Raw genomic sequence first — 25,534 nt, 5'->3', positions numbered from 1 at the left:
TATAATAGAGTGCAGGGTAAGGTGAAAAAATGAAAAATGACATAATATCGATTAAAGGAGCACGAGAGAATAACTTAAAGAACGTAAGTTTGGATATTCCTCGTGACAAAATAGTAATAATGACTGGAGTCTCAGGTTCTGGGAAAACGTCACTTGCATTTGATACCATTTATGCGGAAGGACAACGACGCTACATGGAATCATTAAGTGCATATGCACGTCAGTTTTTAGGAAATAGTGAGAAGCCAGATGTAGATAGTATTGAAGGACTTTCACCAGCAATTTCAATCGACCAGAAGACAACAAGTAATAACCCTAGATCAACAGTTGCAACTGCTACTGAAATCTATGATTACTTGCGTCTTTTATATGCGCGTATTGGGGTTCCATATTGTCCGAATCATAATGAACCAATTACTTCACAGACAATCAAACAGATGGTTGATCAAGTAATGGAACTTCCTGATAAGGTGAGACTACAGATTTTAGCACCAGTTGTACATAATAAAAAAGGTACACATAAGGATCTTTTAGAAAAACTTATGAAAGAAGGATATGTGCGTGCACGTATTGATGGTGAAAATAAACTACTGGAAGAAGTAGAAGCATTGGAAAAAAACAAACGCCATGATATTGATGTGGTAGTTGATAGAATTGTAAAAGGTGATGATCGTGGAAGAATTCATGATTCACTTGAGAGTGCAGTAAAGCTAAGTGATGGATTGGTTATTGTTACTTATGGTAGTGATAACCAAGAGCTGTTATTCTCTTCAAATTACTCATGTAAGTACTGTGGATTTAGTGTTCCAAAGTTAGAACCTAGATTATTTTCGTTTAACGCTCCTTTTGGTGCGTGTGATACTTGTAAAGGTTTAGGATTTACACAACGTGTGGACTTGGATGTTTTAATGCCAGATCGCAAGCTTTCTATTCGTAAGGGTGGTATTGTATATTATAAGAATATTTTAAAGAAAGATAATCTGGAGTGGCAACGTTTTAAAGCACTTTGTGATTATTATAATATTGATATTGATAAACCAATCAAAGATTTTACGAAGAAAGAATTAGATATGGTTCTTTATGGAAGTAAAGATCCAATCTCTTACAATATGTATTCAAAGTCAGGAAATGTGACTAGTAAAAAAGAATATATTGAAGGTGTAGTAACCCTGATTGAACGTCGTTACATGGAAACAACGTCATCATTCTCAAGAGAATGGTATGCATCATTTATGATGGAAGATACTTGTCCAACATGTCATGGTACAAGATTAAATGAAGTTGCTCTTAGTGTTAGAGTAAATGGTCTTAATATTTATGAATGGACAACAATGAGCATTAAACAGGAAATTCAATTTATTCGTAATATGGATTTAACTGAAACACAACGTTCTATTGCGAAATTAATTCTGCAGGAAATTGAAAATAGACTTCAGTTCTTGAGCGATGTTGGATTGAACTATCTGACACTGGATCGTCTAGCAGGAACACTAAGTGGTGGAGAAGCACAACGTATTCGTTTAGCTACACAAATTGGTTCTCACTTAACAGGAGTTCTTTATGTACTGGATGAGCCTAGTATTGGACTTCACCAAAGAGATAATGATCGCCTGATTGATTCGCTTAAGAAGATGCGTGATTTAGGTAATACATTAGTTGTAGTTGAGCATGATGAAGAAACAATGCGTCAAAGTGATTACATTGTAGATATTGGACCAGGAGCAGGGGTTCACGGTGGTGAAGTAGTTGCTCATGGTACGTATGATGAAATTATCAACAACAAAGATAGTGTGACTGCTAATTACTTAAGTGGTCGTTTAAAAATTGATGTACCAACAGAACGTAAAAAAGGTAACAAGAAATTTGTTGAAGTTGTTGAAGGTAGTGAAAACAACCTGAAAAATGTAAATGTGAAGTTCCCTCTGGGAACCTTAACAGTTGTAACTGGAGTGAGTGGTAGTGGTAAGAGTAGTTTGGTAAATGAAATTTTATCAAAAGGAATCTCTCATGAATTAGGTAGAGTAAGAATTAAACCTGGTAAATGTAAGAAGATTAAAGGAATCAAAAATATTGATAAGATTATTAATATTTCTCAAGATCCGATTGGACGTACTCCAAGAAGTAATCCAGCTACTTATACAGGTGTATTTGATGATATTCGTGATTTATTTACGCAAACACCAGAAGCTAAAATGCGTGGTTATGAGAAAGGACGTTTCTCTTTTAATGTGAAAGGTGGACGTTGTGAGGCTTGTCAGGGAGATGGAATTTTAAGGATTTCAATGCACTTCTTGCCAGATGTTTATGTACCATGTGAAGAATGTGGTGGTAAACGATACAATGAAGAAACATTACAGGTAACTTACAAAGGTAAGAATATCTATGATGTATTAGAGATGAGTGTAGAAGATGCAATCGAATTCTTTAAGAATGTGCATAAGATTAAACACAAATTACAAACATTATATGATGTAGGTCTGGGTTATATTAAACTTGGACAAAGTGCGACTACACTAAGTGGTGGGGAAGCACAAAGGGTAAAACTTGCTAGTGAATTACAACGTAAGGCAACTGGTAAAACAATGTTTGTCCTTGATGAACCAACAACAGGATTACATAGTAGTGATGTAAACACCTTGTTGAAGGTACTACAAAGAATTGTAAACAATGGTGATACAGTAGTTGTTATTGAGCATAACCTTGATGTTATCAAGTGTGCAGATTACGTAATTGACATTGGACCAGAAGGTGGAGATGAAGGTGGTTATATCATGGGAGCTGGTACTCCTGAAGAAATCGCTGCAATCAAAGAATCATTTACTGGACAATATTTAAAAAAGGTATTAGAGGAGGCATAATATGAGAGCAATCACAGTGAAAGAATTTGTTGAACATTTTAATTTCGAAATTGTTCATGGGAATAAAGAATCATTAAAGCGTAAAATTCAGATTGCCGATACCAATCGTGCAGGTCTGGAACTTGCAGGATTCTTTGATTATTCACAACCAAAACGAATTGTTGTTTTGGGAGATAAAGAAGTTGAATACATCAAAACAATGACACAAGAAGAGAAATATAGAAGTTTTGAATTCTTGACTGGTGATGAAACTCCTCTGTTAATTATCTCAAAGGATCATGAATGTCCTGGAGTGTTATCAGAGATTGCCTATCGTAAGAATTTTCCAATTCTTCGCTCAAAACAACAGACATCTAGATTGATTATTAATATTGTTTCTTATCTGGATGAAAAGTTAGCGGATATTGATTCTTTACACGGGGTACTATTAAGTATCTATGGTAAAGGAGTACTTATTCGTGGAGAAAGTGGAATGGGAAAAAGTGAGGTGGCTTTGGACTTAGTACGTCGTGGGCACCAATTAATCAGTGATGATCTTGTAGATTGTTATCTGATTCATAATGAAATTATTGGATATCCACCAAAGTTATTGGAAGGTGGATTTATTGAACTGCGTGGAATTGGAATCGTCAATGTTCGTAAGTTATATGGATCAAGTTGTACGTTACCAAAAACAAAAGTTGATTTTGTGATTGAACTAAAGTCTTGGGATAGCAGTGCGGAATATGATCGTGTTGGTATTGAAGAGACAAAGTATGAAGAAATACTAAGTGTTGAAATACCAAAAATCATTTTACCATTACGTGGTGGTAGAAGTATGGCAACCATTATTGAAAGTGCAGTAACCAATATCGTTCTAAAAGAAGAAGGATATGATAGTGCAAAAGAATTCGAAAACAGAGTACTTTCCTTTATTGGTAATCAAAAAGGAGAAGAATAATGGAGTTTTTTCCGGATTTAAGAACCTTTCTAAGAATAGAACTTGGTGGTTTTACATTAAATATTGCATGGTATGCACTGTTAATTTTAACTGGTGCAATCCTTGCGTATTATTTGTCAGTAAAAAATGCTAAGAAGCTAGGATACAGCAAACAGTTATTAGAGGATTTCTTCTTTATGATGATGCCGTTAGTAATTGTTGGTGCTCGTATCTGGTATGTTGTGTTTGAATGGGATCAATACAGTGGTAACCCAATGAAGATATTTGAGATTTGGGAAGGTGGATTGGCCATTCATGGTGGACTTGTGACTGGTATTGTATTTGCCTATTTCTATTTCAGAAAAAAGGGAGTAAATTTATTAAGAGTTGGTGACTGTATTATGCCAAATGTTCTATTAGGACAGGTAATAGGTCGCTGGGGTAACTTTTTGAATCAGGAAGCTTATGGTGAAATCGTAAGTGCTGATTACTTTAATGGGTTCCCATCTTTTATAAAAGATAATATGTACATCAATGGTGCTTATCGTCAGCCAATGTTCTTGTATGAAGGAATCGGAAACTTAATTGGATTTTTTCTAATTACAGTTGTCTATAAACGTTGGGGAAGAAAACGTAGTGGAGATTTAATCTATGCTTATATAGTATGGTATGGAATCGTACGTTTCTTTGTAGAGATATTCAGAACTGATGCATTAATGCTTGGTGGTATTCGAGTTGCACAATTAACTTCAATTGGATTTATTTTAATCGGATTGTTAGGAATCTTAGGTGTATACAATAAAGTATTTAAGAAGTTTTATCCATTTCGTAAAGAAAAACCAGTTATCTTATTTGATGCAGATGGTACATTAATCGATACACAACAATTGATTATGGATAGTTTTATTCATACGTTTAGTATTTATAAACCAGATTATAAATTAGAAGAAGCAGAACTGTGCAGTTTTATGGGTCCACCATTAAGAGCTACTTTTGAAAAGTACTTTGATGAATCAATGGTCGATGAAGTTGTACAAACGTATCGTGACTTTAATCATGCAAAGCATGATGACTATATAAAACCGTTACCACATGCGAAAGAGTTACTTTCTTATTTAAAAGAAGAAGGTTATGAAATGGCAGTGGTATCGAATAAATTTAAGAAATTAGTAAATCAAGGTTTAGAACGCAGTGGTTTACTTACATACTTTGAAGTAGTTGTTGCTGGAGATGAAGTAGAACATACAAAACCTAATCCAGAAGGATTATTAAAAGCATGTGAACTATTGCAGGTGCCTCATGATTCACTTATTTATGTAGGTGATAGTGATGTGGATGTGAAAACAGCCAAAAATATGGGTGCCTATAGTATTGCCTATGTCAGCGATCCAAAAAGAGAGCAGGCATTAAAAGAGACAAAACCATGTAGTATCGTATATGATTTAATAGAAATCAAAGATATTATCAAGGAGGATCGAGAATGGAACGAATTTGTGATTTAGTAATCATTGGTGCTGGACCTGCGGGAATGACAGCAGCAATTTATGCTTCTCGTGCAGGACTGAAAACAATTATGGTTGAAGCTGGTGCACCTGGGGGAAAACTGACAAAAACTGATGAAATCAGTAACTGGCCAGGAATTACTTCAGTGAATGGGTTTGAACTAGCAAATAAAATGTTTATTCATTCAACTTCTTTTGGAGCTGAATATGTATATGGAAATGTAGTTCGAATTGAAGAATCAAAAGAAGATAATGATTTTCATCGAGTTGTTTGTGAAGATGGAAATGTATATGCAGGAAAAGCAGTTCTTATTGCAACTGGAACACAGGAGCAATTATTAGGAGTAAAGGGTGAACAAGAAAATATTGGACGTGGAGTATCTTACTGTGCAGTCTGTGATGGTGCGTTCTTTAAAGGAAAAGATGTTGCAGTTATCGGTGGTGGTAATGCAGCATTAGAAGAAGCGTTGTATCTTGCTCAATTTGCATCTAAAGTATATGTTGTAATTCGTCGTGATGTATTTAGAGCTGACCAAATCGTTATTGACAAAGTAATGGCAAATGATAAATTTGAATTTGTGAAAGAACGTTTGGTAAGTGAAATTCTAGATGATGGAATGAAGGTTACAGGTATAAAAGTAAAAGCAAAAGATGGAGCTGAAGAAGAAATCCCAGTAAGTGCAGTGTTTCCATATATTGGAGCTGTACCAATTACAGGATTCTTAAAAGACATGGGAATTACAGATGATAAAGGATATATGATCGTGAATGAACATATGGAAACATCAATCCCTGGAATCTATGGCGCTGGTGATGTACTTCAAAAACATCTGCGCCAAGTTGTAACTGCTACAAATGATGGAGCAATTGCTGCTCAATCAGCAGTTCACAAAATTAAAGGTATATAGTCAAGAAGGAGCAATTAAGTTTGTTCCTTTTTTTCTTTAAAAGTATTGTAATTCACTAAGGAAAATGTTATATATTACATATAATAAAAATTAAATAAAGGGGAGTAAAATTATGGCAAAGAAAGTAAAATTTACAAGTTATGATGATTATTTAAATATGAAATTGAAAACAGATCCAGAGTTCAAAGAAGAATATGATAATTTAGAAGATGAATATAATCTTATTCGTGCAATCATTAATCTTAGACTCGAAGCAAATCTAACTCAAGCAGAGATGGCAAAACTGACTGGGATTGATCAAGGTAATATTTCAAAATTGGAAAATGGAAGGCTAAATCCATCTTTTGAAATGTTGGAGAAACTTGCAAAACCTTTAAATAAGAAGGTGAAAATTACATTTGAATAATTACAAATACTTAAAATGGAAGAAATATTTAATACTCTTCTATTTTTTTTTACCACATCTAAAAAAAGAAATTGCCACAATTATGTGGTAATCACCGGTTTGAAAACGCTATCAATGATTCATATAATTAAGTTAAAGATATCGATAGTCTTTAAGATGGAGGAACAAATATGAATATTGTTAATGTGAGAATTGATGAAAGATTAGTACATGGTATAGTTGCAACTTTTTGGATACCAAAATTAAAAATTGATCGTGTAATTTGTATCGATAATAAGAGTGCTGAGGAACCAATGATAAAGAGTGCACTACGAATGGCAACACCAAGTCATGTCTATTTATCAATCATTCCATTAGAGAAAGCAATCAATAATTTAAAAGAAGGAAAATATGGAAATGAACGTTTAATGATTATTGTGAAAACACCTGATATTTTATTAAACTTGCGAGATGCAGGAATCGTGTTTAATGAGATTGTAATGGGTAATTTAGGAATTATTGATAAAAGTGAGGAAAGAAAATCAATTACAAATTATCTTTCAGTTTCTAAGAATGATATTAAGAATTTTGATGCTTTACACAAATTAGGAGTCTCATTAACAATACAATTGATTCCAGATGATGTACCATCTGATTTTTATGAATTAATGAAAGTGAAAATTTAAGGAGAAAAATGTTATGTTTAGTGTTATACAAATAATTTTAATAGCGCTAGTTGCATTCTTTATTCAATTTGAAATGAATAATAGTCAACAGTTTATTAAATGCTTTGGAGAAAAGGTATGTACCGGTTTGATGGTTGGACTTATTATGGGGGACTATCAAATGGGATTATTAGTTGGAGGAACATTCGAATTAATGGCACTTGGAGTGTCTGGATTTGGTGGAGCTTGAGTTCCAAATTATTTAGTTGGAACATGTATTGGAACAGCATTTGCAATTGCAACAGGTGGAGGATTAGAGGTAGCTTTAGTTGCTGGTATTCCAACTGCTACATTGGGAACATCATTGGATGTTCTGGCAAAAATGGCTGGTTCATTCTGGCTACATAGAATTGAAAAATATGTAGAGCAAGGTAAATTCAAAAGTGTGTATAATACCGTTTTAATAGGAAATTTCTTTGGTGGAAGAATTTTAATCGCTAATGTACTACCTATTATTTTGTATTTAGTATTGGGATCAGTATTCATTAACGATATATTAGGGGTGATTCCACAAGAATTAATAACTGGTTTATCAACAGCTGGTAAAGTATTGCCTGCACTTGGTATGGCTATATTATTAAAATATTTACCACTAAAAGGAAATTTCCAATATTTAATTTTAGGATTTGTATTATTCTCATATGTGAACTTACCAATCTTAGCAATTGCTTTAATTGGGGTGGTAATTGCTGTTACAATTTATCACAACTTAGAAAAAGAAGCGAAGATGTCAGTGACTGCAGGAGGAATTGGTGATGAGTGATTTAACTAAAAAGGATCTAGCAAGATTCTCAAGAAGGTATATGATTGCTTCTCAAGCGTGTTTCAATTATGAAACAATGCAAAGTCCAGGTGCAATTTTTGCCATCGGACCTTTATTAGAGAAAATATATGATGATAATCCTGATGTGTTAAAAGATAAATTCAAAGCTCATTTGCAGTTTTACAATACACAAACAACATTCGGTTCTGCGATACTAGCTGCAACTTTGGCAATTGAAGAAACAAGAGATCCAAACTGTACGGAAACAGCTATTGCAATTCGTACTTCACTAATGGGACCTTTTGCAGGAATTGGTGATGCATTATTTGGAACGCTGCCTCGTGTTATTTTAGCTGCCATGAGCGGATACGCTGCAATTGAAGGAGATTTTGTAACTGGATTATTAACGTGTTTATTAGGAGGAGGATTAATTTTCTATCTAAGATGGTTATTAATTAAAACAGGATTTTATCAGGGAGCTAAGTTTATTTCAGAAAAACAAAGTCAGTTAAACAATATTAGACAAACAGTCTCAATACTAGGAATTATGATTGTTGGGGCATTGATTGCATCAAATATCGGAGTAGTTACACCAATTGAAATTACAGTCGGAGAATCAATAAAACCACTTCAGGAAGTATTTGATGGAATCTTACCAAACTTAATACCAGTAATAATTGTTGCTGCAGTATATTTTGGATTAGATTTAAAGAAGATGAATACAGTTCGAATGGTTTGGGTAATTGTATTTATAAGTTTGATTCTGTCGTATTTAGGTATTTTAGCTTAAACATACTGAGAAGAGACCCTGTGTTTTCTTCTCAATATATAAGAAAGAGGTTTATATGTATAAGATGTTGATAGCAACACATGGAAGAATGTGTGAGGGTATTTTAGATACTCTAAAAATATTCTCCAATGATTTAGATCATGTTGAAACTATTCCTTATTATGTTGAAGGAGTAGACTCTGAAGGAATGTTAAGCAATTATATAAACATGATAAAAGATGAGGATGTAGTTATAGTATTTACAGATGTTATGATGGGTAGCGTCAATCAAGCAATGATAACAAATATGAATGAAAAAAATAATGTTCATATTATATCAGGATGTAATTTACCACTAATTTTAGAGTTTATTGCATGTAATCCTGATAGTATTACATCTGAGTTTATTAAAGAAAAAGTATTGGACTGTACTAAATCAATTGTATATATGAATGATTATGAAGTTGTACAGAACAATATGGATGAATAAAAAAAAAGTTACTACTGGTAATAAGTGAGGATATCTACTATGATAAAAATGGTGATGAACAATGTTTAATGATCTAAGTAGTAGAGAAACGGAAATTCTAAAAATTTTATTTAAAGCAAATGATTATGTGAAAGGTGAAAAAATTGCTAATCAAATTGGTAAATCAATAAAAACTATTCGTAATGATATTAATAATATAAAAACAATAGCCGTAGATTATAATTTTCATATTAGTAGTAAAGCGAATCGTGGTTATAAATTGATTATTGAAAATTACGATGATTTTAATGAGTTTATTTCTAATTATAACGATGAAATTAATGATTACTCTGTACGGAAAGAAAGAATGCGTTTTTATGAACTAACATTTTTTCTTTTAGTAAATGAAAATGAATCTACATTTGAGCATTTAGAAGAAGTATTCTTTTTTAGTAAAAGTGTCCTGCGAATGGAATTAGTGAGTGTAAAATCTATTCTTTCTCATTTCTATTTGAGCTTACATATTGAAAAAGAAATGATTTACATAGTAGGTCAAGAATATCATAAACGATTATTACTTACATTTTTAGTGAATTCTAAAAGATATAGTAAAAGTATATTTGAGGATACGTTTGATAAAGAGTTAATTGATGCAGAAGTATCAAGTTTTATTGATGTTATGATAAAAGAAGTAATGAAAAATAACAATGTTAGTTTATCTAGAGAAGTATTAAAAATATTATCTATTTATTTGTATTTTTCAAATTATCGTAATAATGATAATTATTTTATCGAGCCTATTTCAAAAAGAAAAATGAAATTAATAGAAAAATATACAGAAGAGATTAAGTTGTCAAAATCAATTTTGAAAGTTATAGAATTAAAGTTTAATTATGAGTTTTTACAGTTAGATGCTGATATTTTTACAGTATTAATAATTTCTTTTTGCTATCCTAAACGTAAAAACTTATACGCAAATGATAAAGAACTAAATGAAATAGCTGATTATATAATGGAGTGGATGTGTGTTCATACAAATGAATCATTTTTTAAAGATGATTTGTATATGTTGGGTCAAGTTTATGCATATCTATATTCTAAACGAGTGAGAGATGCATTTAAAACTTATGATTTTGTTTTAGCTCCATTAAAGTTCAAGCGTAAACGAACGGTTACAATTGAATTATCATATGATCTTTACAGTGAAATGTGTAAAAACTTTAATTTCCCCTTTGTGGAAAGAGAAGTGATTTTTCTATCACAATGCTTAAGCAATTGGTATGCAAAGATTAATGTGACAAATTCCAAATATAAAATAGCTGTTGCCTCAAAATTGGGCATGGTTGAATCAAATCGAGTTGCAGAAATGTTAAGAGTTAATTATATACAGTTTAATGGTTCATTTGAGCCAATAGAAACATATGAACTAGAAACAAACAGTGGTGACTTTGACTTGGTGGTTACAGACTATAAACAAATAAATGTGAAAGATAAACCAATATACTTTGCTGACAGTTATGTACAATTTAATGAAATAAAGTATTTAATAAAGTTTATTAGACAAAGTAGGAACACCTCATCTGAGATGAAAATAATTGATAATGAAAGTATAAAAAATGGATTAAAATTAAAAACTAAAGAAGAAGTGTTTAAATATGTAGAAAGATTATATAGAAAATTAGTTTCTGGAAAACGCAAAGTTTATGATAATTTAACGCATCGGGAAGAACGTTTTCCATATGAATTGGGAAATAGAACAGCTCTTATATGTATTAGAGACGAGTATGTTAATCAAAGCAAAATGTATTTTATAATTTTGGAAAAACCAATTATGTGGCATGTAAACTATGTTAATTTAGTAATTGTGTATGTAACAAATACTAAAATTGAAAATCTTAGATGTCTTGGAGGAACATTAACTTTGTTTTTGCAAGATATTGAAGCAATCAATCATTTTATAGCAATACCTTCTTTGGATAAAATTGAGAAATATTTCAATGAATAAGGAGCAATGAATGATAAAAGCAGTACTATTTGATTTGGATGGAACAATAATAGATACAGAATATCAGTCTTATAAGGTCAAGCAAGAATTATTTCTGAAGCTATTTCCCGAAATTGATATTCATCAAATATTGAAAACGAGTGGAATGAATTTCAAACAATCAATTAAATATTTAATGCCAAATATTTCATTTCAGGAGGAAAAAAACGTATTTTGTAAACTCCAAGAAATTAGAGAAAAACAGGATTTACAAAATATAGTATTTCAAGAAGTCTATGAAGTTATTTCTTCATTGAAGAAATATAACTTAAAAATTGCAGTTGTTTCAAATCGTCCAAGACAAAGAATAGAACAAGTTTTAAATGAAATAGATTTATATCATGAGATAGATTTAATAGTGGCTGCTGATATGGTAAATAAAAGTAAGCCGAATCCTCAAATCTATGAAAAGGCAATGAGTTTATTAGATCTTACCTCAGAAGAATGTCTAGTAGTTGAGGATTCACAAATAGGTATAGATGCAGGAAAAGCAAGTGAATGCCAAGTGGTTTGCCGTAAAGAGAATCGATATAATCTTTCGCAAATTGGTGCAGATTACTATATAGATAACCTTTTAGAACTATTGGATATAGTAAATATAGGATAAGGAAAAGAGGAAAAGAATGGAATTACAAGTTAATATATGTGATATCACACCACAAAATCCGGTATTTCAAGGTGGATATTATACTCGGGATAGAGTGTATGATTCTATACATGATTCAATTATGGCTTCCATATTTGTATTAACAATTAATAGTGAAAAATATGTTTGGATTGGAGTAGATCTAAGCAATGGAACAACTATATTAATTGATAAGGTGTTAGAATATTTAAAAGAAAAAAATATACATTTAGAGAAAGATCATTTGGTTTTAGGAGGTTCACATACACATAGTGGCCCTAATATCTATGTTGATAAAGAACCAGATCGTGCTGATTACGATTATTTATGTTATGCAGCAAATAAAATTGCTGAAGGAATAAAAGAAGCTTATCAAACTGAACCAGTTGAGGTAACAACGAAGTATTCAAAAATATATATAGATGGGTTGTATTCTAATCGAAATGACAAACAAAAACTATGCGATAAATATATCCATCTAATTGGCTTTTTTCATCAAGATCAATTACAAGCAATACATGTAACACTTTCGCATCATTGTACGATTTTAGGTCCAGATAACTTTCAACTGAGTGCAGATTTATTTGGAGCATTAAGGAAAAAATTGGAAATAGAATATGGTATTCCGATTTTGATGGCTCAGGGAAATGCTGGCGATATGGGAAACCGACAATATAGATTGGGAAATGGTTTTGAGGCTTTAGAGTACCAAAGTGATGCAATCTTCCAGCAAATTAAAGAAAAAATTCAATGGGAATCAGTGAAGTTCGATACTTATGATTATAAAGTGTATTATTTAGATGAGCACTATATATTGGATGCATCTTTTTATGAAGATAAAGTAAAAGAATATGAAAATAAACTGAAGTCTGCTAAGACAATAGATGAAAGAAAAATTTTAAATTCGGTAATAAAGAATTATCATCGTAAGGCTGATTTAGGTAGTGGAGAGAAACAGATTACGATGAAGGTTGAAATCATTCAAATGGGAGAACTTCAGTTAATTGTTGTTCCAGGTGAACTTAGTTCTTATTTAGGAATGGAGATAAAGAAAAGAAGTTCAAGTGAATATTGTATTATTTGGGGTTATGCAAATGATGCTAATTTAAGCTATATAATAGATAATGATGGTTATGATAGCGACTCCTTTGAAAGCAGAATATCTATTTATCCTAAAGGTGTTGGTGAAGATTACAAAAATTTTATTATTGAACATCTGTAAGAAAACAATCCTCAAATATGAGGATTGTTTTCTTATGTAGTAGATTAAAAGTCTTACTATAATTTATCTTTAAATGCTAATTTGTGTAGACAGTAATGATTTTGATAAATTATTAGCACTTTTTACCGTAAAACTTTTTCCTTGTTTTGTAAGTTGAATATTGAAATTACCATCTAATAGAGAATAGTGAATGAAATCCAACATATACAATTTTTCAAGATGTGAGTTTACTTCTTTTGTAATTTCAGACTTTTCTTCCTGATTAGTTTTGTAGAAAAAGTCCATTAATTTTTCAATAGTACAATTATTATCTTGTAAGTAAATAGCGAATAAAACATCTGCATCTGATATCTTCATAGGACCTCCTTGTGATATTTCTTAATTGTAGTATAAACGATGAAGTTCAACTCAATGTAAACAAACGATAAAAATTTAAATATTTTTATTATTTACTTTTTTACTACAATTTCATAATATAGAAGTAGTGAAGAATATATGTTAACATATTAAGTGAGAGGTGACTTATGGAATATAAGAAGGTAGTAAAATATATAGAGATTAAAAATGATATTATTGAAGCTATTAAGGCAGGTACTTTGCAACCTGGAGATAAAATTGATAGTGAATCAGTAATAAAGAAAAGATACAATGTTTCTACAATTACGGTTAGAAAAGCATTTACAGATCTAATTAATGAAGGTTATTTATATGGGAAACAGGGAGTTGGTACGTTTGTTGCAAAACGTCAAATGGTTAGAGGATTAACTTCCATCAGTTTCAGCGATGAATTAGTTCAACAAGGCTATAAGATTGATATGAAAGTTGTAGGAGTAAAAGTAATACAAGATGAAGGTATTACTCAGACTTTAGGTATTGATCTAGATTCAAAGATTACTTGTGTAGAGAGAATTCGTCTTGCGAATGATGAACCAATTGCATATCAAACTTCTTATGTTAGTGCGGATTTATTAGGAGTAAAAGATGCTGAGTCTTTGAAAGATACAAAGTCTTTTTATAAAACATTAGCAGATGTAGGAGTGGTACCTAGATGGGCTAATGAAAATTATTCAATAAAGGAAATCACAGATAAAGCAGTTGCAGATTATATGAATGTAAAAAAGGGAGCAAGCTCATTTTTTGTTAAACGTTTTGCTTATAATAATCAAGATGAAATGGTGGAATATAGTGAGACTTACTTCAATAAAGATTGGTATTCGGTAACTGTAAATATAAAAATTTAAAAAAAGATATTGCGAAACCGCTTACAATATCTTATAATGTGATTAGTTAGCATGTTAACATGTTAACATGTTAAATAGGAGGTAGTATGAAGATTGTCAATTATTCGCAGGAATATGAAGCACAGGTAGTAGACTTGTGGAACCGAGAACTTATTGCTGATACGATTACCGTTTCCAAGTTTCGTAGGCAAGCATTGTTTGATGAAAACTTTGATGAATCATTGTGTTATGTAGCATTGGAAGAGAATATCGTAATTGGTTTTCTGTTAGCGATTAAACGAAAGTTTCCTTATCTGGAAAGAGGGCTTGAACCAAATCGTGGATGGATTAGCGTAATGTTTGTAAAAAAAGAATATCAGCATCAAGGTGTTGGAAGTGAACTGTTAGCTAAAGCAGAGCATGATTTGAAAAATTTAGGTGTAAGTGAAATAACAATTGCAGCATATAGTCCTAATTACTTCTTCGCTGGTGTTGATATAGAACAGTATCAACCAGCAAGAGCGTTCTTCAAAAAACATGGTTATTTGGAAAGTGAAGAAAGTTACTCGATGGCAAAAGACCTACATCTTTATGAAATGGATGATAAAGCTATCAGGAAAAAAGAAAGTGCTGAAGCTGAAGGATTTCAATTTCTAAACTTTGATTATAAGTATGCACTGGATTTGTTAGAGTTTGCCAAACAAGAGTTTGGTGGAGGTTGGAAACGTAATTTATTGCTATCAATGCAAGATGGTACGGCAGAAGATCGAGTACTTGTTGTAGTAGATAAGAATAATGAAATTGTCGGATTCTGTATGCGGATGATTGATGGAAATCCAATGCGTTTTGGTCCAATTGGCGTGAAAGCTACAGCAAGAAATTATGGAATTGGTGGAATCTTACTGGACTTAATGCAATTGGAAATGAAGAAAAGAGGAATTTACCATATGTTCTTTCTATCAACTGATGAACCAGGGAAACGGTTCTATGAAAGACATGACTTAACTCTCATAAGAACATATGTGGGATTTAAGAAAGAGATATAAAGGAGAAGTAGAACATGAGTGAAGTAAAAAGAGTTGTAAGTATTGGTGCTCATTCCTTGGATGCTGAATTATTGGGTGGACCTTTGTTTGTGAAGTATTCTAAACAAGGTGCTAAATGTACATGTATGCATGTAACCCAAGGAAGACTGGAAGATCCAAATGCAACAAAGGAAGAAAATGATGCTTATCTGAAAGATTTATTGAGTCAGAATAATCGTGCAGCATCAAAGTTAGGAGCAGATTCCATGTGGCTTGGTTATGTATCAAACAACATGCCTTCAACAGAAGAATTTGCAAAACGTTTGGAAGAATACTTTGTAGAAGAAAAAGTAGATTTAGTAATTACACATTGGCGTGGTTCGATGCATCCAAGACATATCAATACACATGATGCAGTAACTAATGCAGTAAAGAGACTTCGTGAAAAAGGAAGTACAATACGTTTGATGTATGGAGAAACATTTGAAGATTTAGTAGGATTTATTCCACAAGCATACTTTGTGTTAAATGAAGAAGAAGTAAAACAGTGGTATGAAGGATTAAATGAATATCAGGTGTTTAGAGGAAAAGTAAATGATTTCCCATATCAGCAATACTATCCAACAAATGGAAAAGTACGTATGATTGAAAGTAACTCAAATGGCTATACCGTATGTTATATGTATGCAAGTTTAATTGAAAATAGGTTGTGGTAGTATGCTGAAAGAAGAATTACAAAGGTTATCTACTGAGAAACGTAATCAAAAAACAATGCAACTTGATACGCTTTCTATTAATGAAATATTAAAAATTATGAATGAAGAAGATCAACATGTTTTATCAACAGTTAAAGATGCAATTCCAGATATTGAAAAAGCAATTGAATTAGTTGTAAGACAGCTAAACGAAGGTGGACGTCTCATTTATATAGGTGCAGGTACATCAGGTCGAATTGGAATAATGGATGCAGTAGAATGCATTCCAACCTTCTCAACCACAGATGAAGTTATTGCCCTTATGGCTGGAGGTACACAAGCATTTGTGAAAGCAGTAGAAGGAGCAGAAGATTCACTTGAGTTAGCGAAAGAAGATTTAAAAAGTGTTCAGTTAACAAAGAATGATGTAGTAATGGGAATTGCTGCTTCAGGTAGAACTCCTTATGTGATTGGTGGATTAAACTATGCGAAAAGTATCCAGGTTTCAACCATAGCATTGTCTTGCAATAAAAATGCTGAAATATCAGACTTAGCAGAGGTATCTATTGAAGTAGATGCAGGACCAGAAATCTTGAGTGGATCGACAAGGTTAAAATCAGGAACTGCACAAAAGATTATCTTAAATATGATATCAACGGTATCAATGATTCGTATTGGTAAAGTATATGGAAATCTGATGGTAGATATGAAACCAAGCAATGATAAATTAAAAGAAGCTGGTGATATCAAAGTAGCAATCGTGATGATATTAACGTCATGTACCAAGATAGAAGCAGAAAATAAATTAAATAAAAACCAAGGTTTTGTTAGAAATAGTTTAGAAGACTGAAAGGAGTCCATATGGGAAAAGTATTTATTAGAGTAGATGACCGTTTGATTCATGGCCAAACGATTGTAGCGTGGTGTCCATCACTAGGAATTAAAGAGATTATTGCAGTCGATGATGAAAGTAGTAAAAATCCAATGTTGAAATCAATTATGACAATGGGAGTTCCAAAGAATTATATTACAAATATTGTGTCATTAGAGGAAGCAAAGGATATTCTAAAAACAGATCGTGATGAGAATCGCCTGATTATTGTGAAGTATCCACAAGCGCTAAAAGCATTGAAAGAAGAGGTGCTTACATCTGAAGGGATTATTTTAGGTAATCTAGCGAAGCGTGAAGATACACCACATAAACTAGGTGGAGCTACTGGTATCTTTTATCTAAGTGATGAAGATGTAGAAGTATTAGATGATATCGTATCAAAAGGGAAAGAAGTGTTGTTTAAGCAATTACCAAGTACACAGGAAGTAACTTGGGATGCATTTAAGTCGTCAATTAAATAGGGTGACAGAAAGGTAAATAATATGTCAATTATTCAAATAATTTTAATCGCATTATTTATATATTTAGGATCAATTGGTTCAATTGTTGGGAATACAATTGGATGGTATACACTAGGAAGACCATTAGTAGCATCGTTTGTTGTAGGAGTGATTTTAGGTGATGTGAATACAGCAATGACTGTGGGTATTCCTCTACAAATTATGTATATGGGAAATGTTACACCAGGAGGAGCAGTTGCCTGGGACTTGTCTTATGCAACTTATATAGGAACTGCAGCAGCAATCGTATTTGGACAAGGAATGGATACAACTGGAGTAATTGGTTTAGCAGTTGTATTTGCAGGAATTGGTGGGCTTGTAGGACAAATTGCATGGAATGTATCTTATGCATTAAATCTTCCAATTAACCGTGTTGCTCAACGTTATGCAGATGAAGGAAACACCAAAAAAATGTATATTCCAAACGTAGTATTAGGTCAGGCAATAGGTTTTGCGTGTCGTTTTATACCAGCTGTATTAATTCTTTCTTCAGCAACTGCTGCAAGTGGACAAGCAGACTTCGCTACGATTATTCCATCATGGGTAACAACAATGCTTAGTGTGTTTGGTGGTATGATGGCTGCACTTGGAATGGGAATTATTCTATCATTCTTAATTAAAAAGAAATATCAATTCGCGATTTATCTAGTTGGATTTATATTGGTTACATATTTCCAATTAAATACAATGGCAATTGCAGTCATTGGAGTACTAGTAGCAGTAATCTATTATGCGGTTATCACTTCACTACAAGAAAAGGAGGCAAACTAACATGGCAAAGACAATTAGTAAAAAGACACTAGATAAATCATTTAGAACTTGGTTCTTTTGGAATGGTTGTTCGCAACAAGCAGAAAGTATGTTAGGAATGGCGTTTGCTCATTCAATTGCACCTGTTATTGAAGAATTATATGATACTCCTGAAGAGAGAGCAGAAGCATTGAAACGTCACATTACATTATTTAATACGGAAGCACAAGTTGGATCAATCTGTAATGGAATTGTTTGCGGATTAGAAGAATCTAATGCAAATGGTAACTGTACTCCAGAAGTAATCAACAGTGTAAAAGTTGCCCTTATTGGACCAACATCAGCAATTGGAGACTCGCTGTGGGTGGCAACCATCATTCCAATTCTATTAACAATTTGTTTATCAATTTCTCAGGCGTCACCAACAATGGTATGGTTAGGCCCTGTACTTTATATGGTATTATATCCAATTGCAACCGGTTTAATCAGTAGATTCTTGTTTAAGTTAGGATATAAATCAGGATTAGAAGGAATGCAGGAAATGATGCAGACAGGTAAGTTAGATACATTAACTGGAACTATGTCAATTCTTGGGTTATTAGTTGTCGGAGCACTTAGTGCATCATTTGTAGCGTTATCACTTCCAATTCAAATTGTTAGAGATGTATATGATGCGACAACCAATGAAGTACTTACTGATCAGGTAATATTTAATGCAGATGCAATCCTAGATTCGATCTTCCCTAAGTTATTACCACTATTATTAACTCTCGCAGTATATTACTTATATACAAAGAAAAACTGGTCTCCATTAAAACTTATGGCATTAATCTTAATACTTGCTGGAGTATTAACTGCTTTAGGATATTGGACTGGAGTATATGCATAAGCAAAGTATTTAAAGTATAAGGATAAAGATGAAAAAAGTCTTTATCCTTTTTTATTTTGTATGTGTTTAATCTGGATTTGCCTTAGTGATACGGAAAAAGTGTACAACATGGATGACCTTAACCTATGTTATATTAAGTTTAGAAAAAGTGTATGAGGTTCTATTTTACACAAAAAAGGAGATATAGAAATGAAAAAGGTATTAATAATTTGTGCAGCAGGTATGTCATCAAGTATGATGGCTGCGAAAACAACACAGTGGTTTGAAGAAAATGGAAAAGATATTTTCATGGATGCAGTAAGTGCTACAGAAGGACAGAAGATGATTGAGAACAGTGACTTTGATTTGTTCTTGGTAAGTCCTCAAACGAAGATGTACTATGCGAAGTTAAAAGCTGCAGGAGAACGTGCAGGAAAACCAGTTGTTGAGATTCCACCTCAGGCATATGTTCCAATTCCTTCAGGAATCGAAAAGATGGCCGACTTAGTTATGAATGAATTACCTTCGTAAGGAGAAGATAGGTGAAATCGAAGGAATGTGATTTACTTCTGTATTTACTTAACTATAAAGGTCAATTTGTAACTAGTAAGGAATTATCAAAAGTATTATCAATCTCTGAGCGAACAGTTAGAACGTATATCAAAAATCTGCAGATTATCACAGATGAGAATGGAGCGGAAATTGTCGCTAAGCAAGGGTATGGGTATCAGTTAAATACAAAACGTCCAATGCAATTTGAAATGTTTATAAAAAAGGAACGTTTTGATACTTGTGATCATAAACTAGAAAAGGATTTTGTAGATACATCAGATGAACGACAGAATTATATTTTAAATAAATTGCTGCTAAGAGAAGAGCAAGTGTTTTTAGAGACGCTTGCCGACAAACTTTATATATCACGTTCAACATTAACCAAAGAAATGAATTACATAAAGAAGATATTGGAACCATATGATTTGTGCTTATTAAATAAATCAAATAAAGGGGTTCGAATTGTAGGTGATGAGAGTAATAAACGGTCGTTTATTATGGATTATTTCTTTAAGGAAATACAGTTTAATTCGATTCAGGAATATGCATATCAGACAAGTTATTTTGATGATATGCCAATTGCGAAATTAATTATGATTATCCTTGAGGAATGTCGCAATTTAAAAATTAAGTTATCAGATGTAATGGTGCAGAATGTATTAATTCATTTAATGCTGAGTATCAAGAGAATCGATAAGGATTTAGAGTGGAAACAATTCAAAGTAGATTTTTCTGATTCGGATAATGTAGAAGTGATTGTTGCAGAGCGAATCATCAGGCGAATTGAAGAGGAAATGAATATCTGTTTTCCTCCGGAAGAAATCGCTTATCTTACCTTACATTTAGGTGCTAAAAATAACCGTACATTTGAAGTGAATGGGATTAGTATGAGTGAAATGGAAAAAGAACTTGAATCAGTATTACAGATGATGGATGAAGAAACAGGATTTTCACTTAGCAGTGATCGGGCCTTAAAAAAGAATTTGATTGAACACTTAAGACCGATGTTAATGCGGGTGGAACAATCTGTAAATCTTAAGAATCCATTGTTAAGTGATATCTTAAGAGACTACAAAGATATCTTTGAAATCACAAAAGCGTATTTATGTAAGATGCCTAGTTTATCAAAAATAGAAATAGACGATGATGAATGGGCGTATCTTACGTTACACTTTATGGCTGCAATGGAGAGAATGAAACAGCGAAGTGGTTTGCAGGCATTGGTGATTTGTTCGACTGGGCATGGAAGTGCGCAACTACTTAAGAGCAGGATTCAAAAAGAGTTTGGTGATAAGTTAAATATTGTTGCCGAGATTGGTTACTTTGAATTAAATGAAGAGATACTAGAAGGAATCGATTTAATCATTTCTTCAGTTAATATTTCTTCGGTAATAACAGGTGTACCATCCATCCATGTATCTGTATTCTTAGGTGAAAAAGATATTACAAAGATTAGAACCTTTGTAGATGGTAATTTAAGTGGAAAGAAACCAACAAAAGAAGAATATCCAGTGAAACTATCTCAATTAGAAAAAGAAGAGATATTTCATAATTATATACAGAAAAATAAGTTTCTTGTTTTTCAAGGTGAAGCAATGCGAACAGAAGTTGTAAAAGCATTAGTTTCTTGTTTAGAAAAAGAAGAAAAGGAATCGTTCTCATCAAGCATGATGGATCAGATTGATCTGCGTGAGAAGATGAGTCAAATCGTGTTTAGTGACAGTGTAGCAGTTCCTCATCCAGCAATACCAGTTGGAGAGAAAGGTGGAGTTGCTTTGGCAGTTATCCCAAATGGAATTAAGTGGGATGACGATTATCAGAATATTAAGTTTGTATTCTTGATATCACCCTCACGGATTGGAAATCAGAAGATAAAGTATATTGGTCAGACCATTGTACGATTTATCGACCATCCTGAATTACAGGATGCATTAATTGAAACTCAAACATTCGAAACGTTTCAAGATATATTTTTGAGTTTGATGTAAAGAAAGGAGGTAGTTAGAGTGCCAAAGATGGATGAGCAAGAATCTCAGGAGGTTGCATTCACCATTATATTGCATAGTGGATCAGCACGCTCATTAGTCCATGAAGGACTTGGATTAATGAGGGAAGGGAAGTTTGAAGAAGCAGAAGCAAAATTAAACGAGGGTGAGGAAGAACTCGTACAAGCACATCAAGCACAGACGAACTTACTTCATAAGTTCAGCCATGGAACAACCATAGAGATTCAGATTATTATGGTTCATGCACAAGATCACTTGATGACTACAATGACATTGCTAGAAGTAGCAAAAGAAATGAAGTATTTATACGAAAGAACAAACTAGTAATAGTAAAAGGAGATAGTAATGAGTGTAAAGACGAAAAGAGATAAACAATTTGTTGATAGTATCCAACAAAAGACAAGAGCAAAGCAGATGTATTACAATCGCTATTTAATGATTCGCTATTTCTTGGCGATCTTTATGTTCGCTAACTTCTATTGGTTTGTTTGTACAACCAATACAATGAAGATAATTCCAGGGGTTTTATTTATTTTAGGAGCGATCAGTTGTATTGAAGTAGCTAAAGTATATGGAAAGAAGCAGGATGAAATGAAATGGACAAAACGGTTTTATCAACTGCAGATGATTGTAAATGTTGTTTGTCTGATATTAATCTGGACCCCTTTGTTTCACTTGTTGTTACCGTTTTTAGTAGATGTAGTAATTACTCGTATTGTTGCCACAGGTATTTATCTGATCGGTGGTATGATGGCGTTTGCATGTGTGTATCGTCTAAAACAGATTGATCAAAACAGTGATAAGAAATACTTATATATTAAGCAATATGAGAAAACAGCAAATATGAATATTTAAAAAAAGGAGAACTATATTATGAGTGGAATTTTTAATTTTCTTGAAAAGTATATTATGAATCCAATGGCAAAAGTTTCAACATTCCGATTCGTACGTGCAATTATGGCTGCTGGGATGGCATCCATACCATTTACGATAGTTGGATCAATGTTTTTGGTTCTTGCAGTATTACCTCAGGCATTTCCTGCATTACAAGGTTTCTGGGATGCATCATTTGTAAGAATTAATGATTTATATATGATTGCCAATACCTTTACAATGGGAGTATTAGCCGTTTACTTCTGTTTTGTAATGGGATATGAACTAACTAAAATAAGAGCAGAAGAAGATGGTTTAAATTTAGATCCTATGAATGGAGCATTATTAAGTTTCATGGCATTCCTATTTACCGTACCAGAACTAATCTTTGAAGATGGATACATGACACTGGTTCAAAGTATTACCGATTCAGAGCATGTTATCAATGGAATTCGAATGGGAAGTTTTGCCAGCAGATTAGGGACGAGTGGAATCTTTACAGGGATTCTAATGGCTTGTCTGGCTACATGGTTATATGCATTATGTGTAAAAAGAAACTGGACAATTAAGATGCCGGATTCAGTACCGGCTGGAGTAGTAAAATCATTTACTGCCTTGATTCCAACATTCGTTATTGTATTCGTTGTATTGGCATTGAATGCAGTACTAGTAATGTTAGGATATGACATTTATAAAATCATTGAAGTACCATTTAGTTTTGTAACCGACTTGGTTAACTCGTGGTATGGACTAATCGTAATTTACTTCTTAATTGGAGCGTTATGGTGTGTTGGTATTCATGGAGCAAACATTATTACTGCGTTTACCAATCCAATTGTATTAGCAAATATGGCAATTAACTATGAAGTTATGCAGGCAGGTGGAAGTAACTTCTATGCCTATGCAGGAGAATTCAATAACTGTTATGTAACGATTGGTGGATCAGGGGCTACGTTGGGATTAGTACTAATGATGGTCTTTATGGCGAAATCAGAACAGTTTAAAGTATTAGGTAAAGTATCGATTGCACCAGCAATTTTTAATATTAATGAACCAATTATCTTTGGAGCACCAATTATTTATAACCCATATATGATTATTCCATTTATTCTGGGACCAATTGTAAGTGCATTAATTGCCTTCTTTGCAATTGATTTAGGTTTGGTAAGTCCAATGATTGCACAGGTACCATGGCCAACACCTGTTGGTATTGGAGCCTTCCTGGGAACCGGTGGAGATGTAAAAGCAATTTTCTTAGCACTGATATGTATTACGGTAGCAACCATAATCTACATACCGTTCTTCAAAGCGTATGATACAAAGTTAGCAAATGAAGAAGCAGAGAAAGCAAAAGAATTAGCAGCAAGCGCTAGCTAGCAAGTTTAGGGTATTCTATAATACCCTTTTTGAAACTAATAAAGTAAAGAAGAACATATTTCCTTATGCCTAAGGAAAAAGTTGAAAAAATATTCCAACTACAATGTTATATAATAGAGATGACGAAGAAAAGGAGAACAATAATGTTACACAAAAAGTTAAAACCATTTCCTAAAGATTTTCTTTGGGGAGCAAGTACATCAGCTTATCAGGTAGAAGGTGCAAATCTAAGTGATGGGAAAGGACCATCTTGTCAGGATGTAAAAGAAATACCAGAAGGTACATCTGACTTAAGTGTTTGTGTAGATCACTACCATCGCTATAAAGAAGATATTGCCCTAATGGCAGAGATGGGATTCAAAGCTTATCGATTCTCAATTGCTTGGACAAGAATCCTTCCTAATGGAACAGGAGAAATCAACCAGCAAGGGATAGATTTCTATAATGATTTAATTAATGAATGTTTAAAATACAATATGGAACCAATTGTTACAATGTTCCACTTTGATATGCCAGATGCTTTGGATAAACAAGGTTCTTGGTCAAATCGTGATTCGGTAGATTGGTTTGTGAACTTTGCTAAAATCATGTTTGAAAACTATGGAGATCGAGTAAAGTATTGGTTAACCATCAATGAGCAAAATATGCTGACATTAGTTGGACCAGTAATTGGAACATTACGTATTCCTGAAGGAACAACAAATATCTTAAAAGAAACATACCAACAAAACCACCATATGTTAGTGGCACAATCAAAAGCAATGCAGCTATGTCATGAAATGCTACCAAATGCAAAAATAGGACCAGCTCCTAATATCTCACTAGTGTATGCAGCAACATCTAAACCAGAAGATGTATTAGCAGCTCAAAACTGTAATGCAATTCGTAACTGGTTATATTTAGATATGGCAGTTTATGGAAAATACAACAACCTTGTATGGGCATATCTGGAAGAACATGATGCATGTCCAGAAATATTAGATGGTGATAATGAAATACTAGAAGCTGGAAAACCGGACTTTATTGGATTCAACTACTACAATACAATGACGGTTGGCGAAGCGGATGACAGTATTGTTTCAGATGCTGGTGCAGATCAGCAATCTTCTAACGGAGTTGCTGGAGTGTATAAAGGTGTAGCAAATCCTAATTTAGGAAAAACTGAATTTGGTTGGGAAATTGATCCTGTTGGATTTAGAGGGACAATTCGCGAAATGTATTCAAGATATCGCTTACCAATGTTGGTTACTGAAAATGGATTGGGTGCTTATGATAAACTGACAGAAGATGGTAAAGTACATGACCAATATCGTATCAATTATTTAAGAGAACATATTGCACAAGTACAACTGGCAATTAGTGATGACTGTGAAATGTTAGGATACTGTCCTTGGTCAGCAATCGATCTTATTTCTACTCATGAAGGTATCAGAAAACGTTATGGTTTCATCTATGTAGATCGTGATGAATTTGATCTAGGAACACTGAATCGTTATCGTAAAGATTCTTTCTTCTGGTATAAGAAAGTAATTGAAACAAATGGAGCAGACCTAACTGACTAAACCATGACTAAAGTTATAAGGAGAT

The 25,534-nt window shown here is 32.9% G+C and carries 25 protein-coding genes and 1 pseudogene; 25 read left to right on the top strand and 1 reads right to left on the bottom strand.

The features are described from left to right. The first annotated feature begins 29 nt into the window (after positions 1 to 29). The 12 genes and pseudogenes from uvrA (at position 30) to J2S15_RS06260 (ending at position 13,189) form a co-directional block, all read left to right on the top strand. A complete protein-coding gene (uvrA, locus tag J2S15_RS06315; protein ID WP_307406524.1) occupies positions 30 to 2,858 on the top strand; it encodes an excinuclease ABC subunit UvrA in 2,829 nt (942 codons plus the stop codon). 1 nt (position 2,859) lies between these two features. Next, complete coding sequence (gene hprK / locus J2S15_RS06310; protein WP_307406522.1) at positions 2,860 to 3,798, top strand: HPr(Ser) kinase/phosphatase; 939 nt, start codon at positions 2,860 to 2,862, stop codon at positions 3,796 to 3,798. Beyond that, entirely contained in the window at positions 3,798 to 5,279 is a 1,482-nt protein-coding gene (lgt, locus tag J2S15_RS06305) for a prolipoprotein diacylglyceryl transferase (RefSeq protein WP_307406519.1), read from the top strand. The genes hprK and lgt overlap by 1 nt, the downstream gene beginning before the upstream one ends. Beyond that, a complete protein-coding gene (gene trxB / locus J2S15_RS06300; protein WP_307406517.1) occupies positions 5,258 to 6,187 on the top strand; it encodes a thioredoxin-disulfide reductase in 930 nt (309 codons plus the stop codon). The genes lgt and trxB overlap by 22 nt, the downstream gene beginning before the upstream one ends. Positions 6,188 to 6,299: 112 nt before the next feature. Further along, a complete protein-coding gene (locus J2S15_RS06295) occupies positions 6,300 to 6,593 on the top strand; it encodes a helix-turn-helix domain-containing protein (protein WP_307406514.1) in 294 nt (97 codons plus the stop codon). Positions 6,594 to 6,763: 170 nt separating this feature from the next. Continuing rightward, complete coding sequence (locus J2S15_RS06290; protein WP_307406512.1) at positions 6,764 to 7,258, top strand: PTS sugar transporter subunit IIB; 495 nt, start codon at positions 6,764 to 6,766, stop codon at positions 7,256 to 7,258. 13 nt (positions 7,259 to 7,271) lie between these two features. Continuing rightward, a pseudogene (locus J2S15_RS06285) lies at positions 7,272 to 8,060 on the top strand (PTS mannose/fructose/sorbose/N-acetylgalactosamine transporter subunit IIC). Next, positions 8,053 to 8,850 (top strand): PTS system mannose/fructose/sorbose family transporter subunit IID, encoded by a 798-nt coding sequence (locus tag J2S15_RS06280; RefSeq protein WP_307406511.1) that lies wholly within the window; start codon positions 8,053 to 8,055, stop codon positions 8,848 to 8,850. Before J2S15_RS06285 ends, J2S15_RS06280 begins: the two are co-directional and overlap by 8 nt. Before the next feature lie 55 nt (positions 8,851 to 8,905). Next, complete coding sequence (locus tag J2S15_RS06275; RefSeq protein WP_307406509.1) at positions 8,906 to 9,319, top strand: PTS sugar transporter subunit IIA; 414 nt, start codon at positions 8,906 to 8,908, stop codon at positions 9,317 to 9,319. 61 nt (positions 9,320 to 9,380) lie between these two features. Further along, on the top strand, positions 9,381 to 11,303 hold the full coding sequence (locus J2S15_RS06270) for a BglG family transcription antiterminator (protein WP_307406507.1): 1,923 nt from the start codon (positions 9,381 to 9,383) through the stop codon (positions 11,301 to 11,303). 10 nt (positions 11,304 to 11,313) lie between these two features. Further along, positions 11,314 to 11,949 (top strand): HAD family hydrolase, encoded by a 636-nt coding sequence (locus tag J2S15_RS06265; RefSeq protein ID WP_307406505.1) that lies wholly within the window; start codon positions 11,314 to 11,316, stop codon positions 11,947 to 11,949. 16 nt (positions 11,950 to 11,965) lie between these two features. Continuing rightward, positions 11,966 to 13,189, top strand: a complete 1,224-nt coding sequence (locus J2S15_RS06260; protein WP_307406503.1) for a hypothetical protein — start codon at positions 11,966 to 11,968, stop codon at positions 13,187 to 13,189. A 69-nt stretch (positions 13,190 to 13,258) separates the two neighbouring features. Here the strand turns inward: J2S15_RS06260 and J2S15_RS06255 are convergent, their stop codons facing one another. Then, positions 13,259 to 13,546 (bottom strand): hypothetical protein, encoded by a 288-nt coding sequence (locus J2S15_RS06255; protein WP_307406501.1) that lies wholly within the window; start codon positions 13,544 to 13,546, stop codon positions 13,259 to 13,261. Between the two features lie 167 nt (positions 13,547 to 13,713). Here J2S15_RS06255 and J2S15_RS06250 point away from each other — a divergent pair, with 167 nt between their 5' ends. From J2S15_RS06250 to J2S15_RS06190, 13 genes are all read left to right on the top strand, one after another. Then, positions 13,714 to 14,430 (top strand): GntR family transcriptional regulator, encoded by a 717-nt coding sequence (locus J2S15_RS06250; RefSeq protein WP_307406499.1) that lies wholly within the window; start codon positions 13,714 to 13,716, stop codon positions 14,428 to 14,430. Between the two features lie 86 nt (positions 14,431 to 14,516). Next, positions 14,517 to 15,455 (top strand): GNAT family N-acetyltransferase, encoded by a 939-nt coding sequence (locus tag J2S15_RS06245; protein ID WP_307406497.1) that lies wholly within the window; start codon positions 14,517 to 14,519, stop codon positions 15,453 to 15,455. A 14-nt stretch (positions 15,456 to 15,469) separates the two neighbouring features. Further along, positions 15,470 to 16,150, top strand: a complete 681-nt coding sequence (locus J2S15_RS06240) for a PIG-L deacetylase family protein (protein ID WP_307406495.1) — start codon at positions 15,470 to 15,472, stop codon at positions 16,148 to 16,150. Position 16,151: 1 nt separating this feature from the next. Then, positions 16,152 to 16,979 (top strand): N-acetylmuramic acid 6-phosphate etherase, encoded by an 828-nt coding sequence (gene murQ, locus J2S15_RS06235; RefSeq protein ID WP_307406494.1) that lies wholly within the window; start codon positions 16,152 to 16,154, stop codon positions 16,977 to 16,979. Positions 16,980 to 16,990: 11 nt separating this feature from the next. Further along, positions 16,991 to 17,482 carry a PTS sugar transporter subunit IIB gene (locus J2S15_RS06230; RefSeq protein WP_307406493.1) on the top strand — a complete coding sequence of 164 codons (492 nt, stop codon included), beginning with the start codon at positions 16,991 to 16,993 and terminating at the stop codon, positions 17,480 to 17,482. 21 nt (positions 17,483 to 17,503) lie between these two features. Further along, positions 17,504 to 18,292 carry a PTS mannose/fructose/sorbose/N-acetylgalactosamine transporter subunit IIC gene (locus J2S15_RS06225; RefSeq protein WP_307406491.1) on the top strand — a complete coding sequence of 263 codons (789 nt, stop codon included), beginning with the start codon at positions 17,504 to 17,506 and terminating at the stop codon, positions 18,290 to 18,292. 1 nt (position 18,293) lies between these two features. Beyond that, positions 18,294 to 19,160, top strand: coding sequence for a PTS system mannose/fructose/sorbose family transporter subunit IID (locus tag J2S15_RS06220; protein ID WP_307406489.1), 867 nt, complete (start codon positions 18,294 to 18,296; stop codon positions 19,158 to 19,160). A 189-nt stretch (positions 19,161 to 19,349) separates the two neighbouring features. Continuing rightward, positions 19,350 to 19,670 carry a PTS cellobiose transporter subunit IIB gene (locus J2S15_RS06215; RefSeq protein ID WP_307406487.1) on the top strand — a complete coding sequence of 107 codons (321 nt, stop codon included), beginning with the start codon at positions 19,350 to 19,352 and terminating at the stop codon, positions 19,668 to 19,670. A gap of 11 nt (positions 19,671 to 19,681) precedes the next feature. Then, on the top strand, positions 19,682 to 21,679 hold the full coding sequence (locus J2S15_RS06210; RefSeq protein WP_307406485.1) for a BglG family transcription antiterminator: 1,998 nt from the start codon (positions 19,682 to 19,684) through the stop codon (positions 21,677 to 21,679). 27 nt (positions 21,680 to 21,706) lie between these two features. Beyond that, on the top strand, positions 21,707 to 22,021 hold the full coding sequence (locus tag J2S15_RS06205) for a PTS sugar transporter subunit IIA (RefSeq protein WP_307407286.1): 315 nt from the start codon (positions 21,707 to 21,709) through the stop codon (positions 22,019 to 22,021). Between the two features lie 21 nt (positions 22,022 to 22,042). Continuing rightward, positions 22,043 to 22,552 (top strand): hypothetical protein, encoded by a 510-nt coding sequence (locus tag J2S15_RS06200; RefSeq protein WP_307406484.1) that lies wholly within the window; start codon positions 22,043 to 22,045, stop codon positions 22,550 to 22,552. Positions 22,553 to 22,570: 18 nt separating this feature from the next. Beyond that, positions 22,571 to 23,947, top strand: a complete 1,377-nt coding sequence (celB, locus tag J2S15_RS06195; RefSeq protein ID WP_307406483.1) for a PTS cellobiose transporter subunit IIC — start codon at positions 22,571 to 22,573, stop codon at positions 23,945 to 23,947. 143 nt (positions 23,948 to 24,090) lie between these two features. Then, the gene (locus J2S15_RS06190; protein ID WP_307406481.1) at positions 24,091 to 25,509 is read left to right on the top strand and encodes a glycoside hydrolase family 1 protein; all 1,419 of its coding nucleotides are present in this window, start codon (positions 24,091 to 24,093) and stop codon (positions 25,507 to 25,509) included. The last annotated feature ends 25 nt before the right edge of the window (positions 25,510 to 25,534 follow it).

The organism is Breznakia pachnodae (assembly GCF_030814225.1).
Lineage (GTDB): Bacteria > Bacillota_I > Bacilli_A > Erysipelotrichales > Erysipelotrichaceae > Breznakia > Breznakia pachnodae.
Note: the sequence above shows the minus strand (reverse complement) of the source record. Positions and strands in the feature narration are given on the sequence as shown.

Bases quoted from the DNA above. Each gene is read 5' to 3' on its own strand.
- uvrA (WP_307406524.1), top strand. From the start codon at position 30: ATGAAAAATGACATAATATCGATTAAAGGAGCACGAGAGAATAACTTA.
- hprK (WP_307406522.1), top strand. From the start codon at position 2,860: ATGAGAGCAATCACAGTGAAAGAATTTGTTGAACATTTTAATTTCGAA.
- lgt (WP_307406519.1), top strand. From the start codon at position 3,798: ATGGAGTTTTTTCCGGATTTAAGAACCTTTCTAAGAATAGAACTTGGT.
- trxB (WP_307406517.1), top strand. From the start codon at position 5,258: ATGGAACGAATTTGTGATTTAGTAATCATTGGTGCTGGACCTGCGGGA.
- J2S15_RS06295 (WP_307406514.1), top strand. From the start codon at position 6,300: ATGGCAAAGAAAGTAAAATTTACAAGTTATGATGATTATTTAAATATG.
- J2S15_RS06290 (WP_307406512.1), top strand. From the start codon at position 6,764: ATGAATATTGTTAATGTGAGAATTGATGAAAGATTAGTACATGGTATA.
- J2S15_RS06280 (WP_307406511.1), top strand. From the start codon at position 8,053: ATGAGTGATTTAACTAAAAAGGATCTAGCAAGATTCTCAAGAAGGTAT.
- J2S15_RS06275 (WP_307406509.1), top strand. From the start codon at position 8,906: ATGTATAAGATGTTGATAGCAACACATGGAAGAATGTGTGAGGGTATT.
- J2S15_RS06270 (WP_307406507.1), top strand. From the start codon at position 9,381: ATGTTTAATGATCTAAGTAGTAGAGAAACGGAAATTCTAAAAATTTTA.
- J2S15_RS06265 (WP_307406505.1), top strand. From the start codon at position 11,314: ATGATAAAAGCAGTACTATTTGATTTGGATGGAACAATAATAGATACA.
- J2S15_RS06260 (WP_307406503.1), top strand. From the start codon at position 11,966: ATGGAATTACAAGTTAATATATGTGATATCACACCACAAAATCCGGTA.
- J2S15_RS06255 (WP_307406501.1), bottom strand. From the start codon at position 13,546: ATGAAGATATCAGATGCAGATGTTTTATTCGCTATTTACTTACAAGAT.
- J2S15_RS06250 (WP_307406499.1), top strand. From the start codon at position 13,714: ATGGAATATAAGAAGGTAGTAAAATATATAGAGATTAAAAATGATATT.
- J2S15_RS06245 (WP_307406497.1), top strand. From the start codon at position 14,517: ATGAAGATTGTCAATTATTCGCAGGAATATGAAGCACAGGTAGTAGAC.
- J2S15_RS06240 (WP_307406495.1), top strand. From the start codon at position 15,470: ATGAGTGAAGTAAAAAGAGTTGTAAGTATTGGTGCTCATTCCTTGGAT.
- murQ (WP_307406494.1), top strand. From the start codon at position 16,152: ATGCTGAAAGAAGAATTACAAAGGTTATCTACTGAGAAACGTAATCAA.
- J2S15_RS06230 (WP_307406493.1), top strand. From the start codon at position 16,991: ATGGGAAAAGTATTTATTAGAGTAGATGACCGTTTGATTCATGGCCAA.
- J2S15_RS06225 (WP_307406491.1), top strand. From the start codon at position 17,504: ATGTCAATTATTCAAATAATTTTAATCGCATTATTTATATATTTAGGA.
- J2S15_RS06220 (WP_307406489.1), top strand. From the start codon at position 18,294: ATGGCAAAGACAATTAGTAAAAAGACACTAGATAAATCATTTAGAACT.
- J2S15_RS06215 (WP_307406487.1), top strand. From the start codon at position 19,350: ATGAAAAAGGTATTAATAATTTGTGCAGCAGGTATGTCATCAAGTATG.
- J2S15_RS06205 (WP_307407286.1), top strand. From the start codon at position 21,707: ATGGATGAGCAAGAATCTCAGGAGGTTGCATTCACCATTATATTGCAT.
- J2S15_RS06200 (WP_307406484.1), top strand. From the start codon at position 22,043: ATGAGTGTAAAGACGAAAAGAGATAAACAATTTGTTGATAGTATCCAA.
- celB (WP_307406483.1), top strand. From the start codon at position 22,571: ATGAGTGGAATTTTTAATTTTCTTGAAAAGTATATTATGAATCCAATG.
- J2S15_RS06190 (WP_307406481.1), top strand. From the start codon at position 24,091: ATGTTACACAAAAAGTTAAAACCATTTCCTAAAGATTTTCTTTGGGGA.